Raw genomic sequence first — 17,529 nt, forward strand, 5'->3', positions numbered from 1 at the left:
CGCTGGCCGAACGCAGGCTTTGGAGCGTGGGTAACCCGGCAGGACGCCGGGTTAGCCGCGCTGGGCCAGGGATGGCCCATCGCGGCGGCCCACGCTCCAAAGCCGGAGTGAGGGCACACCGAGCCTAGGCGAGGTGCCGAGTGTTGGGGCGAAGCGCTTTTGGTTACTTTTGGCGCTCTTCCAAAAGTGACCCGCTGTAAGAGCGGAACCCTAAGTAGCCGTTACCGCAGCAACGGATATGTACCCCCACCGACACTCAGTAGGCATCAAGCCCTGATCGCCGCCTCAACCCGAGCAATATACGTATCAAACCGCCCCACCAAATCCACCTGCTCAGGAAACCGCAACCACTGAATCTGCAACCCATCCATCATCGCCAGAATCTCCTCCACCAACCCCGCAAGATCCACATCCCCCCGCACCTCCCCCATCGCCACCAGTTCAGCAAACTGCCCCTGCATCCGCTGATGAATCGCCGCATACCGCGCCTGGAACCAGCCCCACGCCGGGTGCGTGTCCAACAAACTCTCCGCATTCAAAATGGTAAACGCCCGCACCACCCCCGGCGCCGTGGCGTTCGAGCGGTTGATCGCCCGCAGGCTGCCAAGCAAGCCATTCAAGGACTTTTCCGCGCGCACTTCATCGGCAATCCGTTGATTGACCTCATCCCGACGCTGCAACACCCCCATCAACAACGAGATCTTGCTTGGAAAGTGATGCAGTAAACCCGCCACGGATATGCCGACAATCGCCGCCACCTGGGCCATGGAGGCGCCGCCATAGCCTTCCAGGGAAAATACCTGCAAGGCCGCGTCGAGCAGTTCTTCACGGCGTTTTTCACCCTTGGGTGCACGACGAGTCTTGGGGGTGGGTTCGGTCATGGAGAAATCCTTGAGCTTTCCCGTTCGATCAGGCGACAGTCCAACAGGTTCAACCGTTGGACTTCATCCTCAACCGGCAGCACGCCCAGGCTTTCCAGCACACGGGTGGCCGCCAGCACGCCGATCTCCAACGCTGGCGGCTTGATGGTGCTGAGACTCGGCAGCAGCATTTCGGCAAATGGATAATCGCCAAAACCGAGTACTGCGCAGTCCTGTGGAATTTTCAAGCCGGCACGCTGACCGGCCAACAGGCCGCCGGCGGCCAGGTTGTCGTTGGCGAAGAAGATCGCGTCGGGCGGTGTGGCGTGGCTCATCAGCGCCTCCATTGCCTGCTTGCCAGCTTCGAACGGCGCACGGTCGGCGTCCGGGGCGAAGGTCCAGGGTTGCACACCCAACTCGGTCAGCGTGGCAGCAAACCCCTCCCCGCGCTCCATCGCGCTAAAGTCGCCGGCCGCGCTGTTCTGCACGAAGGCAATGCGCCGATAGCCCTGGCCATGCAGGTAGCGCGCGGCGCTGACGCCCACTTCGTAGTGGGAGAAACCGATCTGCAACGGCTCGCGTTCAGGCACGTAGTCCCAGGTTTCCACCACTGGGATATCGGCGTCGGCGATCATCTTTTCGGTGCCCGCGCTGTGAAAGCGACTGGTCAGCACCAGCGCTGCCGGCGACCAGCCGAGGAACGCGCGCACCGCGCTCTCTTCCTGCTCGGCACTGAAGTAACTCGATGCCAACAACAACTGATAACCATGGCGACTGAGGGTGTCGCTGAAGCCCTGGATGGTATTGGCAAAGATCGGCCCGGAGATGTTCGGGATCACCATCGCCACGATGCGTCCACGCGCCGAGGCCAGCCCACCCGCCACCAGGTTGGGCACGTAACCCAACTCGGCCACTACCTCGGCGATGCGTTCGCGACGCTCGGGCGAGACCTGCTCCGGTTGGTTGAAGTAACGCGAAACGGTAATCGCCGAGACCCCGGCCTGACGCGCCACGGTGTTGAGGGTCACGCGCCCGGCGCCACGACGTTTGCGCGGTTTGTCTTCGCTCACGGGGAAATCCTGTTAACAACAAAAAGGAATATAGGACTAATTTTTCAGTATTTGACGTTCTAAATCAGACCCACCAATAATGCCGATGTTAGCGCTAACAAAGCGCTTTGTCTGCTACTCGCTCGAGCGAGTGCCAGAGACGAATTCACAGGCGTCGCCGTCGCAGAACGGTAACGGTTCAGGGCATTTTTTTCGAGCGGGCATACCATGTACAACGTCCAACGCACTACGTTATTGATCCTGGCCGGGCTGACGGCCCTGCCCGCCTTTGCGGCTGACGAGCAGGAGCCGACGCTCAAGCCGGTGACCGTCACCGCCACCCGGCGCGAAGAGTCGCTGCAAAAAGTCCCGGTGGCGGTCTCGGTGCTCGATGGCGAACAGCTGGAACGCGACAACCGCAACGGCGTGGCCAGCATCGCCCAGCAGGTGCCCTCGCTGAACTTCCGCACAGGCGCGTCCAACAAGGACACCTCGCTGTTCGTGCGTGGCGTGGGCACCATCTCCACCTCCCCAGGCGTGGAGCCGACGGTGGCCACGGTGATCGACGGCGTGGTCTACGCCCGTCCCGGCCAGGCCACCCTCGACTTGCTCGACCTGGAGCGCATCGAAGTGCTGCGCGGCCCCCAGGGCACGCTGTTCGGCAAAAACGCTTCGGCCGGTGTGTTGAACATCACCAGCAAGGCGCCCACCGCCGAGACCCACGGCTATATCGACCAGTCCTACTACAGCGGCAATGAAAGCCGCACCCGCTTCGGCATCGGCGGCAGCCTGGTGCCGGATGTGTTGAAGGGTTCGGTCAGCACCTTGTTCGGCAGCTACGACGGTAACGTCGACAACCAGCACAACGGCCAGGAGGTCAACGGCTACAACCACAAGGGCATTCGCGGCAAGTTGGAGTTCACCCCCAACGACGACGTGAAGCTGACCCTGATCGCCGACTACATGCAATCCCACGACGACGCGCCCAATGGCGTGGTGAGCAAGTCCCTGACGCCTGCGTTCGCCAACGCGCTGAGCCCGGTGCGTGCCTCCAGCGACAACCGCGACATCAACACCGATACCCGCAGCCATGTGGAAGACACCAACAAGGGCCTGTCGGCGCAGTTGGACTGGAACCTCGGCGACTACACCCTCACGTCAATCACCGCCTGGCGCGGTTGGGACAACACCCAGTACCAGGATGGCGACCGCCTGGGTACCGTGACCGCTGCCTTCCCCGGCACCGCCGACAAGGGCCAGTTGGAATTCAACCAGTACTCCCAGGAACTGCGCCTGGCTTCGCCCAAAGGTGAGTTTCTGGAGTACGTCGGCGGCCTGTTCTATATGCACGGCAAGGATGAAGAAACCTACCAGCGCACGCTCACCACCACCACGCGCACCGACCGTGGCATCGCCGACTACAGCACCACCAACGACAGCTACGCGGTGTTCGGCGAGACCACGCTGAACTTCACCTCGCGCTTTCGCGGCATCGCCGGCTTGCGCTACACCCATGACGACCTGAAATACGATCACCGCCGTGTCTCGACCTCAGCCACCACGGTCAGTGGGATTCAACCGGCCACGTCCAGCTCGGGCTCGGTGGATGAAGACGGTTGGTCGGGCCGCCTGGGCGTGCAGTACGACATCACGGACAACGTCACCAGCTACCTGACCTATTCGCGTGGCTACAAGGGCCCGGCGTACAACGTGTTCTTCAATATGCAGCCGCGTGATACCGACGCGCTCAAGCCGGAAACCTCCAACACCTGGGAAGCCGGGATCAAGGCCACGGCCTGGAACAACCGCCTGACCACTAACCTGGCGGTATTCCACAGCGACTACGACAACTACCAGGCCAACTTCTTCGACACCGTGGCCGGCCAAGTGGTAACGCGCTTGATCAACGCCGGCAGCGTCAGCACCGAAGGCGTCGAGTTGGACTACGCCTTGCAGGCTACCCAACAACTGAAGTTTTCCGGGGCACTGGCCTACACCCGTGCGCGCATCGACGAGTTCGCCTGCCCAGCAGGTGCAGCCGCCACCTGCAACGTGAACGGCAAGCCCCTGCCCTTCAGCCCGGACTGGAAAAGCTACGTACGTGCCGACTACACGATCCCGCTGGATAACGGCCTGGACATTGAACTGGGCACCGATTACAGCTGGCAGAGCGAAGTGCAGTACGACATCAGCCAGAACGTCGACACCCAGCAAGGCGCCTACGGCATCTGGAACGCCAGCGTGGCCCTGGCCGACTACAGCAACGGCTGGCGCGTCGCCTTGCTGGCCAAAAACCTCGCCGACAAGTCTTACTCGCCGCTGCTGGCCAGCGGTGGCAACTACATCTACCGCGCCGTACCCCGTGACGATGAACGTTACTTCGGCGTGCAACTGCGCAAGGACTTCTAAGCATGAGCCGTCAACTGAAACTCGGCGCCTTTCTCATGGCCACCGGTCACCATGTCGCCGCCTGGCGCCACCCGGACGTGCCGGCGAACGCCGGGCTGGATTTCGCCCAGTACAAACACCTGGCACGCGTGGCCGAAGGGGCGAAGTTCGATGCGCTGTTCGTGGCTGACAGCATTGCCGCGGCCACCGGTGAGATTGCCAGCCATATGGCGCGTTCGGATCATTTCGAGCCGCTGACCTTGCTCTCGGCGTTGAGTGCAGTGACGGATAACATCGGCCTGATCGCCACGGCGACCACCACCTACAACGAGCCTTACCATGTGGCACGTAAATTCGCCTCGCTGGATCACCTCTCCGGCGGGCGGGCGGGCTGGAACCTGGTGACCTCGGACGCCGCCGCCGAAGCGCAGAATTTTGGCCGCGATGAACACCTTGGCCATGGCGAACGCTACAGCCGCGCACGGGAGTTTCATCAGGTGGTGACCGGGCTCTGGGACAGCTGGGAAGATGATGCCTTTGTGCGCGACAAGGCCAGCGGCACCTACTACGATTCGGCCAAATTGCATGTGCTGGATCACGTCGGCGAACATTTTCGCGTCAAAGGCCCACTCAACGTGGCGCGCTCACCCCAGGGCCAGCCGGTGATCGTGCAGGCGGGTTCTTCGGAAACCGGCCGTGAGTTGGCAGCGCAAACCGCCGAAGTGGTGTTTACCGCACAGACCTCGCTGGAAAATGCCCAAGCGTTTTATGCCGACCTCAAGCGCCGTCTCTTGCAGTACGGACGTGACGCGGACTCGCTGAAAATCATGCCCGGCGTGTTTGTGGTGGTCGGGCAAACGGAGCTTGAGGCACAGGCAAAATTCGAGGCGTTCCAGGAGCTGGTCGAGCCAGAAGTCGGCGTCGCATTGCTGGGCCGTATGCTGGGTAATTTCGACCTGTCCGCCTACCCGCTGGACGGGCCACTGCCGGAGCTGCCCCTGACCGACAGCGGGCAGCGCAGCCGTCAGCAGTTACTCAGTGACCTGGCCAACCGCGAGAACCTGACCTTGGCACAACTGGGCCGGCGCATCGCCGGCGGGCGCGGGCATTACAGCTTGATCGGCACACCTGCGCAGATCGCCGATGAGCTGCAACGCTGGTTCGAAAACGGCGCGGCTGATGGCTTCAATATCCTGGTACCGCACCTGCCCGGCGGGCTGGAAGATTTCGCCCAGTGGGTGGTGCCTGAACTGCAACGGCGCGGCCTGTTCCGTACCGAATACACTGGCTCTACCTTGCGTGAAAACCTCGGTTTGGCACGCCCCGAAAACCGCTTTAAAAAGGACGACGCATGAAAATTCCGGCGCTGTTACTGGCCCTGCTGGCGGTGACCCAAACCGCCCTGGCCGCCGACCCTGCCACCCTGCGCATCGGCTACCAAAAAGGCTCGATTGCCCTGGTGTTGGCCAAGGAACACGGCCTGCTGGAAAAACGCTTCCCGCAGACCGACGTGAAGTGGATCGAATTCCCCGCTGGCCCGCAGATGCTTGAAGCCCTCAACGTCGGCGCGCTGGACGTGGGCTCCACCGGCGACATCCCGCCCCTGTTCGCACAGGCCGCAGGCGCGGACCTGGTCTACATCGGCGCCGAACCGCCCAAGCCCACTGCCGAAACGATCCTGGTGCGCAACGACAGTCCGCTGCACTCAGTGGCGGACCTCAAGGGCAAAAAAGTTGCGTTCCAGAAAGGCTCCAGCTCCCATAACCTGATCCTGCGTGCGCTGAACAAGGCTGGCCTGAGCTACAAGGATATCCAGCCGGTGTACCTGCCCCCGGCCGATGCCCGTGCGGCGTTCGAGCAAGGCAGCGTGGATGCGTGGGCGATCTGGGAACCCTATTCGTCCCTGGCGCTTAGCCAGAGCCCAAGCCATGTGTTGGCCAACGGTGAAGGGTTGGGGTTGTCGGGGCCGGTGTACACGGCGCGGCGCGAGTATGCCAAGGCCAATAGCGCGTTTGTGCATGACCTGCTGGGCGAACTGACTGCGGCAGAAGCGTTGACCCGTAGCCAACGCGAAGACAGCTTGAAGGTGTTGACCCGTTTTATGGGGCTGCCAGCGAATGTGATTGCGCGCTACATGGACAATCGCCCGCCTTCGCCGATCCTGCCGATTGACGAGAAGATCATCCAGGCGCAGCAGGCGACGGCGGATTTGTTCTACCAGAACCGGTTGCTGCCCAAGGCCATCGACGTGAAAAAAGCCGTGTGGAGATCAGAAGCCAACTGATCTCCAAATGTGGGAGCGGGCTTGCTCGCGAAAGCGGCGGGTCAGTCAATAGATGTATTGGCTGACCCGCCGCTTTCGCGAGCAAGCCCGCTCCCACAGTTTTTACCGCGTCAGGCGTGATTACGGGTGCTTTTCTCGATCAGGCACATCGGGGTTCCGGCAATCGGTTCCTGCATCACCTGCACCTGCACATCAAATACCTGGCGCATCAACTCGGCACTGATCACTTCCCCCGGCGCACCATGCGCCACCAGCCTGCCGCCGTGCATTACCGCCAGGTGATCGGCATAACGACAGGCCTGGTTGATATCGTGCAACACCGTCATCACCGTCTTGCCCTCTGCCGCCAATTCCCTCATCAAATCCAACAGCTCAACCTGATGACTGATGTCGAGGTAAGTGGTGGGCTCATCCAGCAATACCACCGGCGCATTCTGCGCCAGCACCATTGCCAGCCACGCCCGTTGCCGCTGGCCACCGGACAAGTCTGCCAACGCGCGATCCGCCAAACCGTCCAGCTCCAGGCGCTGCATGGCTTGGGTCACATGGGCTTGATCGTTGCCGCTCAAGCGCCCCCACAGCGAGTTGTGCGGGCTGCGCCCATAAGCCACCAACTGGCGCACGCTGACGCCTTCCGGCACCGGCAGCACCTGCGGCAAAAACGCGATCTGCCGTGCCAATTGGCGAGCAGACACGCTGGCGTAGGCCTGCCCGTCCAACGTCAGTTCGCCCTGGGTCGGCTTGAGAATGCGCGCAAACGCCTTGAGCAAGGTCGACTTGCCACAGCCGTTCGGCCCGATCAATGCGGTGACCTTCCCGGCCGGCGGCGTGAACGACAGCCCTTGCACAATGCGCGTCGCACCGTAGCCAATATCGAGCTGATGTGCCTGCAAAATACTCATGTCATCAGCCCTTGAACCGTGCCAGCAACCAAAGAAAATACGGTGCGCCAATCACCGCTGTGAGCACCCCTGCGGGGATTTCGCTGGGCGCGATCAACGTACGCCCCAGCGTGTCGGCCAGCACCAGCAACAGCGCACCGATCACCATCGCTGCCGGCAGCAGGTACTGGTGGTGCCCGCCCACCAAGCGCCGCGCCATATGCGGTGCGACCAGCCCGATAAAACCAATCGGCCCGATCACCCCAACCCCCAGGCTGGTGAGCAGCACCGCACACGCCATCGCCAGCCAGCGCGTACGGTTCAGCGCCGTGCCCAAGCTGTGCGCCGCCTCATCGCCGAGGGCAATCAGGTTCAGCGGTTTGGCCAGGCACAAGCCCAGCGGGATCAACACCAAAAACGGCAACACCAGCGCCACGTGGTGCCAGTTGCGGCTCCACAGGCTGCCCGTGAGCGCGAGCAACGCGGTGTTGATGTCCAGCGGGTGGGACAGGATCAAGAACTCGGTGACGCTGGACAAGGTCACCGCAATCGCCACCCCGGACAGCGCAAAGCGCACCCCGGAAAAACTCACGCCGGTGTTGTACAGCGCCAGCAGCAACGCGCCGCCGGCACCGCCCAGGCACGCCACCAGCGGCAGCCAGGCAATCGGCAGCTGCGGCCAACTGATGATCGCCACGGTCAGCGCCAAGCCTGCGCCCTGGGTGACGCCGAGGATTTCCGGCGAGGCCAGCGGGTTGCGGATTACGCCCTGCACAATCGCCCCGGCCAGACCGAAGGCAGCACCTGCGAGAATCGCGATCAGGCTGCGCGGCAGGCGATGGTTCCATACTTCGAAGTCGAGGGCGTCGTGGGCCAACAGGCGGTCGAGCACGGTTTCGGGCTTGAGCCACTGGGTACCGGCGCTTAGGCTGATGAACGTTGCCAGCAGCAACAGCCCCAGCAGCAGCCAAAGGCGCAATCGTGGGCGGATCATAGGGCGCGCCTGGCGAGAAAGAGGAAGAACGGTGCACCGATCAATGCAGTCACCACACCCGCCGGGGTTTCGACCGGAAACGCCACGGCGCGGCTAAGCAAGTCGGCACCCAGCACGATCACCGCGCCCAATGCCGCGCTCAACGGGATCAGCCAGCGGTAGTCATTGCCCAGAAACTGGCGAAGGATATTCGGCGCAATCAGCCCGACAAACCCAATCGGCCCCACCGCGCAGACACTCGCCCCCACCAGCAACAGGCTCGCGACAAACACCTGCAAACGCAGGCTGGCGATGCCCACGCCCAAGGAGCGCGCGGCGTCTTCACCGAGGTTGATCAGGTTCAAGCGCGGTGCACACCAGAGCGCCCACAGGCCGCCGATCAGGGTGCACGGCCAAAGCAATTGCACCTGCGCGGCGCCGACATTGGTCAATGAACCGGCCAGCCAATTCAGCACACTTTGCGCCTGGGCTTCGACCAGGATCACTGTGAGGCGGGTCAATGCCGCGCACAATGCCGCAACCGCCACACCGGCCAGCACCAAGCGGCCTTGGGCGGTAGTCGGCGACCAGGCACCGCCGAGACTGAACACCGTGACCCAGGCCAACGCGCCGCCCAGGCAAGTCATCAACAACGCGCCACCGGCAAACGGTGGCGCGACCAAGCCTGTCGAGAACAATGCCAAGCCCAATGCCGCTCCCGCCGTTACGCCGAACAACGATGGCGAGGCCAGGCGGTTACGGGTGATGCCCTGCATCAGCGCACCGGCCAGGCCCAGGCAAGCCCCCACCAGCGCTGCACATACGGCACGCGGCACCCGCAATTGGGCGACGATATACGCCATATTGCCGCCCTCGCTGCCCTGGTGAACCAGGCCATTCCACGCATCTGTTGCGGTGAGCGTGAACGGCGACCAGCTGTACAGCGAGAACCAGAACAACACGGCCCCCAGCAACACAATGCCGACGGCGGCGGAACTGCGCGGCACGCTTAGTGGCTCAGTACGGCTTTGCCGCCTTTGAGAATCGCCAGCGCGTCTTCGGCGATCTGCTCCGAGGCCAGCACGCCCCGGTTACGCGCCCAGCTGTCGCCGTCGACTTCGGCTACGTGTTTGTTACGCACCGCGCCAAGCACTTGCCACAGCGGCTGCTTGCTCCAGGTGTCGACGATGCTCGGGCGGCGGTAGTGGCCGACCAGCAGCCAGCCCGGGTCCAGTGCCAGCAGTTGTTCCAGGCTGACAAACTCGGTGGGCGCAGCATTGGCGCGTACCGACGGCACTTTCAGGCCGATGGCTTGCAGCACGCTACCGGCGTAGGAGTCCGGGCCGTGCATCGAGAAGCTGTCCTCACGGGCAACGCCAAACAACACGCTGGCGCCGGCGGGAATCTGTTGCGCGATGGCTTTCAGATTGTCGCGGTTCTTCTGGATACGCGCTTGCATCTGCGGGCTCTTGCCCAACGCCTTGCCGATCAGCTCGGCGGATTTCAGGCTGCCTTCGTAGTCCTCACCGCGTGACGGCAGCAACAGGGTCGGCGCGATGCTCGCCAGGTCGCTGTACAAGGCTTGATGACGGTTGAGGTCGGCGACAATCAGGTCCGGCTTGAGCCGGGCGATTTCCTCGATGCTTGGCTGCGAGCGCAAGCCCACCGACTTCCACTGGCCGATGGCCTGACGCACGCGCGGCAATACGCGGTTGGCATCGCCATCATCGGCAGCGCCTACCGGGGTGACGTCAACGGCGGCGAGGCTATCAAGAAAGGAAAACTCCAGCACCACCACGCGCTTGGGCGCATCCGGCAGGTGTACGGCGTGCTGGCCGTCGTTGAGGTCGATGGGAGCAGCGCTCAACACGCTTGAAGAGAACGCCAGCAGGCAGGCGGCCAGGGTGGGGATGGAGCGCAGCAATCGCATGACAAGGACCTCGGCGTTAAAACACCCCAGCTAGACAGGCCGGGGAAAACGGCGGGTACTATTCCATATCGGGGCGGCGCAATCAAAAAACATTCTCATTGGCGCCACCCACCGGGCATTGGCGGGCTTTTTGTGGGAGCAGGCTTGCCTGCGATACAGGCACCTCGGTGTGTCACAGGTACGGAGGTGATGCTATCGCAGGCAAGCCAGCTCCCACACAAGCCCGCCCACATCAGGACCAGCGATTAGAAATCGACAGTGGCCGACAACAGGTAGGTACGCGGTGTCGCCAGGGTCAGCCCCGGCTCGCTGTCATCCGACGCACCGGCCGAGCTCCAGTAGCGCTTGTCCGCCACGTTTTCCACATTCGCGCGCAGGGTCACGTGCTTGTCGTCCACCTTGAACGCATAACGTGCGCCGACGTCAATACGGTTCCAGGCGTCGATTTCCTTGACGTTGGACTGGTCCAGGTACTGCGAGCTGGAATGGATGCCACGGCTGGTCAGGGTCAGGCCTTCAAGCCCCGGCACGTCCCATTCGGCGCCCAGGTTGACGTTGTACTCTGGCGTGGCCGGTGCGCGGTTACCGTCCCAAGTGCCGTTGGTGGTGTCTTTGAGTTTGCTGTCGATGTACATCACCCCGCCCAACAGGCGCACGCCCTTGAGCGGTTCGCCGAATACGCTCAGCTCCGCACCGGTGTTTTCGCGCTTGCCATTGGGGCCGAACAGCCGCGTGGTGGCGTTGGTTTCATAGGCCGGCTGTTTGATGCGGAACACGGCGGCGGTCACGGCGAAGGCGCCGGCGTCGTATTTGGCGCCGACTTCCACCTGGCGGCTGATGAACGGCGGGAAGATCTCGTCCTCGTTACGCGAAGTGGACGGCGCGATCTTGCCCTGGCTCAGGCCTTCCATGTAGTTGGCGTACAACGACAGTTTGTCGGTGGCCTTGAACAGGAGGCCGCCCGACGGCGAGAGTTTTTCTTCGTCGTAGTTGGTTTTGCCTTTGATGCCGTCGCTCCAGTCATCCACCTTGACCCGCTGCCAGCGCGCGCCGAGGGTCAGCAACAGGCGGTCGTCGAAGAAGCCAAGGGTGTCGGACAGGGCCACACCGCTGAAGGCGTTCTCGGTATAAACCTTGGCGTCCTGGCGCGTTGCCGTGGACGGCGTTGGGGTTTGCACCGGGTTGTACAGATTGCTCGGCGCCGCCGCATACCGTGCGCCGCCGTTGGTGAAGTCCATGTAGAAGTAGCTGGCCGCCAGGTTGACTTCGTGGCTCACCGGCCCCGTATGGAACCAGTTACGCACGCCGGCGGTGTAGGTGCGCACGTTTTCATCGCGGGTGAAGTCGCGCGGCTGCACACTGAAATCCCCAGCCGCATTGCTCACGGAGACTGCATGACGCAGGAAATCGTGGTTGCTTTTACGCGCGCCGACACCGCCGTACAGCATCACGTTGTCGCTGAGGTCGTATTCAGCGTTGACCGTACCAAAGGTGTCGTGGGTGCGGGCCTTGCTCCAGGATTGCGCATAGTTGCGGCGCACATCGTTGGCGCTGGGCACCGGCGCGGCGGCTGCCACCTGCACGCGTTCCTGGGGGGCATCGGTGTCGCGTTCGGTGTGGCCGATATCGGTGGAAAGGCGCAGGCGCTCGCCACGAAAATCCAGGCCCAGCACGGCCATTTCGCGGTCGACGGTTTGGTGATCCCATTCGGTATCGCCGGACTGCTTCACGCCGTTGAAGCGGATGCCGAACTTGTTGTCTTCGCCAAAGCGCCGCCCTACGTCCACCGCGCCGCCGGCCTGGCTGCCAGAGGCCCAGGTGCCGGTGAACGAATTGATGTCCTTGTCGGTGGCGCGCTTGGGCACCACATTGATCCCACCGCCCACGCTGCCACGGGGCGAGATGCCATTGATCAACTGGCTCGGGCCCTTGAGGATGTCGACGCGATCGGCCATTTCCATATCGATGGTGTACGTCGGCAACACGCCGTACAGGCCGTTGTAGGCCACATCGCTGTTGAACAGACTGAAACCACGAATAGTGAACTGCTCGTAACGCCCACCGGCCGGGTTGGTGGCGCGTACCGAAGGGTCGGCGGCGATCAGGTCGCCCAAGGTGCGCGCCTGCTGGTTCTTCACCGCTTCTGCGGTGTAGGTGGTGATGCTGAACGGGGTCTCCATGAAGTCCCGCGTGCCCAGCATGCCTTGCGCGGTGCGTCGCGCCACTTGGCCACCGGCGTAGGTATCGCCGTCGTACAGGCCAGTGGTGCCGAGGATCGAGGTCGGCGCCAACTCCAGCGTACTGCCCTCCGGCACCGGCACCAGCCTGTAGGCCTGTTCACCCATGGCCTGCAGTTGCAGGCCAGAACCTTGCAGCAACCGGGCAAAGCCCTCTTCCACGCCAAATTCTCCGGACAAACCACTGCTGCTGCGCCCGCTCACCAGCGCCGGGTCCACCGACAGATTGACCCCGGCCAAGCCAGCAAAACGGGTCAACGCCGCGCTCAGGCTGCCGGCTGGCACTTGGTAGCTGCGGCGGGCGGCGGTGTCTTCGGCGAAACTGACGGCGGTGAAAAACGGACTGGCGCTGAGGCTCAGCAACAGGCTCAGCTTGAGCAAGGGACGGACGACGGGCATGGGAGGAAGCTCTCGATTTTGTTCACATACCTGGAATGACCGGCGACGCAAAGAAAAGGGACAGGTTTATTTAATTATTTTTCAACGCGGCCAAATACCTCGATCACCAGAGGCTAGCGGTGCGCGCAGTTTCCCGGCTGGACGCAGATCAAAATGTGGGAGCTGGCTTGCCTGCGATAACGGTGTATCAGCCAGCATTTGTAGCGACTGACACACCGCCATCCCACATTCACCACACCGCAATATGGGAGTCCGCCCGCGGCTCGGTGCCGCCGCACAGCACCCCGCTAACCGGATCACGCAGGATGATCTGGCCACGCCCGTATTCTGTGAGATCACTGGCAATCTGCACCTGATGCCCGCGCCGTGCCAAGGCATTGGCCAGGTCTCGGGAGGCGCCCTGCTCGATCCCCACCTTCATCTCCCCCAACCATTGCCAGCGCGGTGCATCCAGCGCCGCTTGCGGGTTGAGGCCGAAATCCACCAGGTTCATCACCATCTGCACATGGCCCTGGGGCTGCATATAGCCGCCCATTACGCCGAACGGCCCAAGGGCCTGGCCGTCCTTGGTAAGGAAGCCCGGGATGATGGTGTGAAAGGTTTTTTTGCCCGGCGCCAGGCAGTTGGCGTGGGCCGGGTCGAGGCTGAATTCCTGCCCGCGATTCTGCAAGGCGATACCGCTGTCGGGCAGCACCACGCCGGAGCCAAAGCCGTGGTAGTTGCTCTGGATAAACGAAACCATGTTGCCCTCGGCATCCGCCGTGGCCAGGTACACCGTGCCGCTGGCATGGGGGTCGCCGGGCTTGGGCGGCTGCGCCTGTTCGCCGATCTGCGCGCGACGTCGGCGGCTGTAGTCGTCGCTGAGCAGATCGGCAACAGCGACGCGCATGTGCTGCGGGTCGGTGATGTAGTGCAGGCCGTCGCTGTAGGCGAGCTTCATCGCCTCCAACTGGCGGTGCCAGGTCTGCTGGCTGTCGCGGTGGTCGAACTCGAAGCCTTCGAGGATTTTCAGCGCCATCAACGCCACCAGGCCCTGGCCGCTTGGGGGAATTTCCCAGACGTCGACGCCACGGTAGTTGACGTGGATCGGCTCGACCCACTGCGCACGGTAATCCTTGAGGTCACTGGCGCGCAGGTAGCCACCGCTGGCGCGTGAATGGGCGTCCAGGCGTTCGGCCAGGGCGCCGCGATACAGGCTTTCACAGCGGGTTGCGGCCAGTTCTTCGAGGGTGCGAGCCTGGGCCGGGTTGCGGAAAATTTCGCCGGCCCGAGGCGCGCGGCCTTCAATCAGGAAGGTGTCAAACCAGGCGTCCAGCACCGTGTCGCGATGGGGGCTGAATTCGTCCAGTGCGATCTGCCATTGGTGGGCGACCACCGGCGACAGCGGGAACCCGTCCCGCGCCAGGCGGATGGCCGGTTGCAACAGCTCTTCAAACGGCAGCGCGCCGAAGCGTTGCGACAGCTCGGCCCAGGCCGACGGGCAACCGGGCACGGTGACTGGAGTCCAGCCATACAGCGGCATCTGGTCATGCCCTGCCGCCTTGACCGCCTCGATACTCAAGGCCGCCGGCGCGTGGCCGTTGGCGTTAAGGCCATGCAGTTGGCCCTTGGCCCAGACCAACGCAAACGCATCGCCGCCCAAGCCACAACCGGTGGGCTCTACGACCGTCAAAGCAGCCGCCGTGGCAATGGCCGCATCAATGGCGTTGCCGCCCTTTTGCATGACCTCGATACCGGCCTGGGCGGCCAGCGGTTGGGACGCCGCCACCATGCCGCGCTGGGCAAACACGCTTTGGCGCTGCGACGGATAGGGGTACTCGTGAGCAGAAAATTTCAACATGGCAGAGACTCTTCGATTCATTGGCCGGACTTGATGCGGTTCCATTCCCGGGTCATCAGGCGCTGGATATTTTCCGGCAGGTCGGCGGAGACAAAGGTGTGGTTGATCACGTCGTCACCGGGGTAGATGCCTGGGTTGCCGCTGACTTTGGGGTCCATCAGTGGCGTGGCGTCCTTGTTCGGGTTGGCGTAGCCGACGTAGTCGCTGACGGGCGCGATCACTTCAGGGCGCAGCAGGTAATTGATGAAGGCATGGGCGTTGGCCGCGTTACCGGCATCCTTGGGGATCGCCAGCATGTCGAACCACAGGTTCACACCTTCCTTGGGGATCAGGTAACGGATGTCGATGTTTTTACCCGCCTCCTTGGCACGGCTCTGGGCCTGCATCACGTCGCCAGAATATCCCACTGCCACGCAAATATCCCCGTTGGCCAGGTCGGCGGTGTATTTCGAGGAGTTGAAGTAGGTCACCGATGGGCGCAGCGCCATCAGCCGGGTCGAGGCCTGTTTGTAGTCATCGGGCTTGGTGCTGTTGGGGTCCAGGCCGAGGTAGAGCATGACTTGGGGAATGATCTTCACCGGCGCATCAAGAAAGGCCACCCCACAACTTTTCAGCTTGGCCAGGTTGCCCGGTTCGAACACCATGGACCAGGAATCCAGCACGGCATCCTTACCCAGCACGGCGCGCACTTTTTCGGCGTTGTAGCCGATGCCCACGGTGCCCCACATGTACGGCACGGCGTAGCGGTTGCCGGGGTCGGCGGCCTCAAGGCGTTGCATCAGGCGCGGGTCTAGATGCTTCCAGTTGTCCAGCAGATTGCGTTGCAGCGGCTGGTAGGCACCGGCGCGAATCTGCTTGGACAGGAACTGGCTGGACGGCACCACCACGTCGTAGCCCGAATGCCCAGAGAGCAGCTTGGCTTCGAGCATTTCGTTGGTGTCGAAAATGTCGTACTGCACCTTGATGCCGCTGTCTTTCTCGAAGTGCTTCAGGGTGTCGGGGCCGATGTAGTCGGACCAGTTGTAGACCTTGACCACCGAATCGGCAGCCTGGCTCATGGGCACAACGGCGGCGCAGCACAGGGCGACAAACACACTCGATAAACGCATGGCAAATTTCCTTGGAAGGGTCATAACACGCGGCTGAGAAAGGCCCGGGTACGGGGATGGCTGGGGTGGCTGAAAATCTGCTCTGGCGGTCCTTGTTCGATGAGTTCGCCCTGGTCGAGCACCACCACGCGGTCGGCCACTTCACGGGCAAAGCCCATTTCGTGGGTGACCACCACCATGGTCATGCCCTCCTCGGCCAGCTCCTTCATCACTTGCAGCACTTCACCGACGGTTTCCGGGTCGAGGGCGCTGGTGGGTTCGTCGAACAGCATCGCCTGGGGTTTCATCGCGAGGGCGCGGGCGATGGCCACTCGTTGCTGCTGGCCGCCGGAAAGCATCGAGGGGTAATGGCTGGCCTTGTCCGCCAGGCCCACCCGTGCCAGCAGGGCACGCGCCTGTTCCAAGGCTTCGGCGCGCGGTGTGCCGAGCACGTGGATCGGTGCTTCGATGATGTTTTCCAGTGCGGTCATGTGAGGGAACAGGTTGAAGCGCTGGAACACCATGCCGATATCGCGGCGCTGGCGAGCAATGTTGCGCTCCGAATCGCGCACCAGGCTGCCGTCGCTGCGTTCGCGATAGCCCATGGAACGGCCGTTGACACGAATGCGCCCGCCCTGGATGTCCTCCAGCAGGTTGATGCAGCGAATGAAGGTGGTCTTGCCCGAGCCCGAGGCACCGATCAGCACCACCACTTCGCCGCGCCGCACTTGCAGGGAGATGCCCTTGAGGATCTGCAAGTCGCCGAACGACTTGTGCAGGTCCAGGGCTTCGATGATCAGTTCGTCACTTTTGTGCGCCATGGTTAGCGTCCCCTCAGCAGTTTCAAGGTGCTGCGCCCGAACATGCGGCTGGACGCGGGCGGCGGTGTCGAAGGCCGGTCGGACTGGCCGAAACGTGCCTCCAGCCAACGCTGGAAGAAGCCCCACAAGGTGGTGAGCATCAAGAAGTAGATGGCGACCACCAGGTACAACTCGAACACACGGAACGTCGCCGAGGTGACCATTTGCGTACTGAGCAGCAACTCCTGCACGCCGATCACGCTGACCAGGGTCGTGTTCTTGAGCATCACGTTGAACTCGTTGCCCAGCGGCGGCACGATCACGCGGAACGCCTGGGGCAGCACGATGCGCCGCATCAGCTTGGCGAAGCCCATGCCCAGGGAACGCCCGGCTTCGTATTGGCCCTTGTCCACCGCGCCGATGCCGGCGCGGATGATCTCGGCCATGTATGCGCCTTCGTTTAGCCCCAGGGCGATGATGGCGGCCTGGATATTGCCCGGCACGACCAGACCGAACAGTTCAATATCCTCGAAGCGGAAAAGCCCGCCCGCCGCCAGCGCCGTGTACAGGAACACGATCTGCACCAACAGCGGCGTACCGCGCATCAGCCACACATAAAAACGCACCGGCAGGTGCAGCAGTGGGTTCTTCGACAGGCGCAACAGCGCCGCCGCCAACCCCAGCACGCAACCCAACAACATCGCCAATACGCTGATCAGGCAGGTCAGCCAAAGCCCGGTGAGGTACACCCCGCTGGGCTGCAACAGGTACTGCCAGAACACATCCCAATTGAAGTTCAT

At 62.8% G+C, this 17,529-nt stretch carries 14 protein-coding genes; 3 read left to right on the forward strand and 11 right to left on the reverse strand.

Going from position 1 to position 17,529, the window contains the following annotated elements; translation table 11 throughout:
• Window positions 1-266: 266 nt before the first annotated feature.
• Window positions 267-881, reverse strand: a complete 615-nt coding sequence (locus tag CFE47_RS11460; RefSeq protein WP_286837082.1) for a TetR/AcrR family transcriptional regulator — start codon at window positions 879-881, stop codon at window positions 267-269.
• Complete coding sequence (locus CFE47_RS11465) at window positions 878-1,930, reverse strand: LacI family DNA-binding transcriptional regulator (RefSeq protein WP_286837090.1); 1,053 nt, start codon at window positions 1,928-1,930, stop codon at window positions 878-880. Before CFE47_RS11465 ends, CFE47_RS11460 begins: the two co-directional genes overlap by 4 nt.
• Before the next feature lie 207 nt (window positions 1,931-2,137).
• Between CFE47_RS11465 and CFE47_RS11470 the strand changes: the two genes are divergently transcribed.
• From CFE47_RS11470 to CFE47_RS11480, 3 genes are read left to right on the forward strand one after another with little or no spacing between them, the layout of a single operon-like run.
• Complete coding sequence (locus CFE47_RS11470) at window positions 2,138-4,318, forward strand: TonB-dependent receptor (RefSeq protein ID WP_286837092.1); 2,181 nt, start codon at window positions 2,138-2,140, stop codon at window positions 4,316-4,318.
• A 2-nt stretch (window positions 4,319-4,320) separates the two neighbouring features.
• On the forward strand, window positions 4,321-5,652 hold the full coding sequence (locus CFE47_RS11475; protein ID WP_286837093.1) for an LLM class flavin-dependent oxidoreductase: 1,332 nt from the start codon (window positions 4,321-4,323) through the stop codon (window positions 5,650-5,652).
• A complete protein-coding gene (locus tag CFE47_RS11480) occupies window positions 5,649-6,581 on the forward strand; it encodes a sulfonate ABC transporter substrate-binding protein (RefSeq protein WP_286837095.1) in 933 nt (310 codons plus the stop codon). Before CFE47_RS11475 ends, CFE47_RS11480 begins: the two co-directional genes overlap by 4 nt.
• A 110-nt stretch (window positions 6,582-6,691) precedes the next feature.
• Here the strand turns inward: CFE47_RS11480 and fecE are convergent, their stop codons facing one another.
• The 9 genes from fecE to CFE47_RS11525 all read right to left on the reverse strand — a co-directional run bounded on the left by fecE (window position 6,692) and on the right by CFE47_RS11525 (window position 17,529).
• A complete protein-coding gene (gene fecE, locus CFE47_RS11485; RefSeq protein WP_286837097.1) occupies window positions 6,692-7,483 on the reverse strand; it encodes a Fe(3+) dicitrate ABC transporter ATP-binding protein FecE in 792 nt (263 codons plus the stop codon).
• Window positions 7,484-7,487: 4 nt separating this feature from the next.
• Complete coding sequence (locus tag CFE47_RS11490; RefSeq protein ID WP_286837099.1) at window positions 7,488-8,456, reverse strand: iron chelate uptake ABC transporter family permease subunit; 969 nt, start codon at window positions 8,454-8,456, stop codon at window positions 7,488-7,490.
• Window positions 8,453-9,442: an iron-dicitrate ABC transporter permease FecC gene (gene fecC / locus CFE47_RS11495; protein WP_286837101.1), complete on the reverse strand. Its 990-nt coding sequence runs from the start codon at window positions 9,440-9,442 to the stop codon at window positions 8,453-8,455. Before fecC ends, CFE47_RS11490 begins: the two co-directional genes overlap by 4 nt.
• Window positions 9,443-9,444: 2 nt before the next feature.
• Window positions 9,445-10,365 carry a Fe(3+) dicitrate ABC transporter substrate-binding protein FecB gene (locus CFE47_RS11500; RefSeq protein ID WP_286837102.1) on the reverse strand — a complete coding sequence of 307 codons (921 nt, stop codon included), beginning with the start codon at window positions 10,363-10,365 and terminating at the stop codon, window positions 9,445-9,447.
• A gap of 245 nt (window positions 10,366-10,610) precedes the next feature.
• Window positions 10,611-13,001: a TonB-dependent receptor gene (locus CFE47_RS11505; RefSeq protein WP_286837104.1), complete on the reverse strand. Its 2,391-nt coding sequence runs from the start codon at window positions 12,999-13,001 to the stop codon at window positions 10,611-10,613.
• A 229-nt stretch (window positions 13,002-13,230) separates the two neighbouring features.
• Complete coding sequence (locus CFE47_RS11510; protein ID WP_286837105.1) at window positions 13,231-14,841, reverse strand: gamma-glutamyltransferase family protein; 1,611 nt, start codon at window positions 14,839-14,841, stop codon at window positions 13,231-13,233.
• A gap of 17 nt (window positions 14,842-14,858) precedes the next feature.
• Window positions 14,859-15,950, reverse strand: a complete 1,092-nt coding sequence (locus tag CFE47_RS11515) for a polyamine ABC transporter substrate-binding protein (RefSeq protein WP_286837107.1) — start codon at window positions 15,948-15,950, stop codon at window positions 14,859-14,861.
• Between the two features lie 20 nt (window positions 15,951-15,970).
• On the reverse strand, window positions 15,971-16,750 hold the full coding sequence (locus tag CFE47_RS11520; RefSeq protein WP_286837109.1) for an amino acid ABC transporter ATP-binding protein: 780 nt from the start codon (window positions 16,748-16,750) through the stop codon (window positions 15,971-15,973).
• A 2-nt stretch (window positions 16,751-16,752) separates the two neighbouring features.
• Window positions 16,753-17,529: an amino acid ABC transporter permease gene (locus CFE47_RS11525; protein WP_286837111.1), complete on the reverse strand. Its 777-nt coding sequence runs from the start codon at window positions 17,527-17,529 to the stop codon at window positions 16,753-16,755.

The sequence above is a fragment of the Pseudomonas sp. PGPPP1 genome (genome assembly GCF_002255865.1).
Classification (GTDB): Bacteria; Pseudomonadota; Gammaproteobacteria; order Pseudomonadales; family Pseudomonadaceae; genus Aquipseudomonas; species Aquipseudomonas cremoris.

Bases quoted from the DNA above. Each gene is read 5' to 3' on its own strand.
- CFE47_RS11460 (WP_286837082.1), bottom strand. From the start codon at position 881: ATGACCGAACCCACCCCCAAGACTCGTCGTGCACCCAAGGGTGAAAAA.
- CFE47_RS11470 (WP_286837092.1), top strand. From the start codon at position 2,138: ATGTACAACGTCCAACGCACTACGTTATTGATCCTGGCCGGGCTGACG.
- CFE47_RS11475 (WP_286837093.1), top strand. From the start codon at position 4,321: ATGAGCCGTCAACTGAAACTCGGCGCCTTTCTCATGGCCACCGGTCAC.
- CFE47_RS11480 (WP_286837095.1), top strand. From the start codon at position 5,649: ATGAAAATTCCGGCGCTGTTACTGGCCCTGCTGGCGGTGACCCAAACC.
- fecE (WP_286837097.1), bottom strand. From the start codon at position 7,483: ATGAGTATTTTGCAGGCACATCAGCTCGATATTGGCTACGGTGCGACG.
- CFE47_RS11490 (WP_286837099.1), bottom strand. From the start codon at position 8,456: ATGATCCGCCCACGATTGCGCCTTTGGCTGCTGCTGGGGCTGTTGCTG.
- CFE47_RS11500 (WP_286837102.1), bottom strand. From the start codon at position 10,365: ATGCGATTGCTGCGCTCCATCCCCACCCTGGCCGCCTGCCTGCTGGCG.
- CFE47_RS11505 (WP_286837104.1), bottom strand. From the start codon at position 13,001: ATGCCCGTCGTCCGTCCCTTGCTCAAGCTGAGCCTGTTGCTGAGCCTC.
- CFE47_RS11510 (WP_286837105.1), bottom strand. From the start codon at position 14,841: ATGTTGAAATTTTCTGCTCACGAGTACCCCTATCCGTCGCAGCGCCAA.
- CFE47_RS11515 (WP_286837107.1), bottom strand. From the start codon at position 15,950: ATGCGTTTATCGAGTGTGTTTGTCGCCCTGTGCTGCGCCGCCGTTGTG.
- CFE47_RS11520 (WP_286837109.1), bottom strand. From the start codon at position 16,750: ATGGCGCACAAAAGTGACGAACTGATCATCGAAGCCCTGGACCTGCAC.
- CFE47_RS11525 (WP_286837111.1), bottom strand. From the start codon at position 17,529: ATGAACTTCAATTGGGATGTGTTCTGGCAGTACCTGTTGCAGCCCAGC.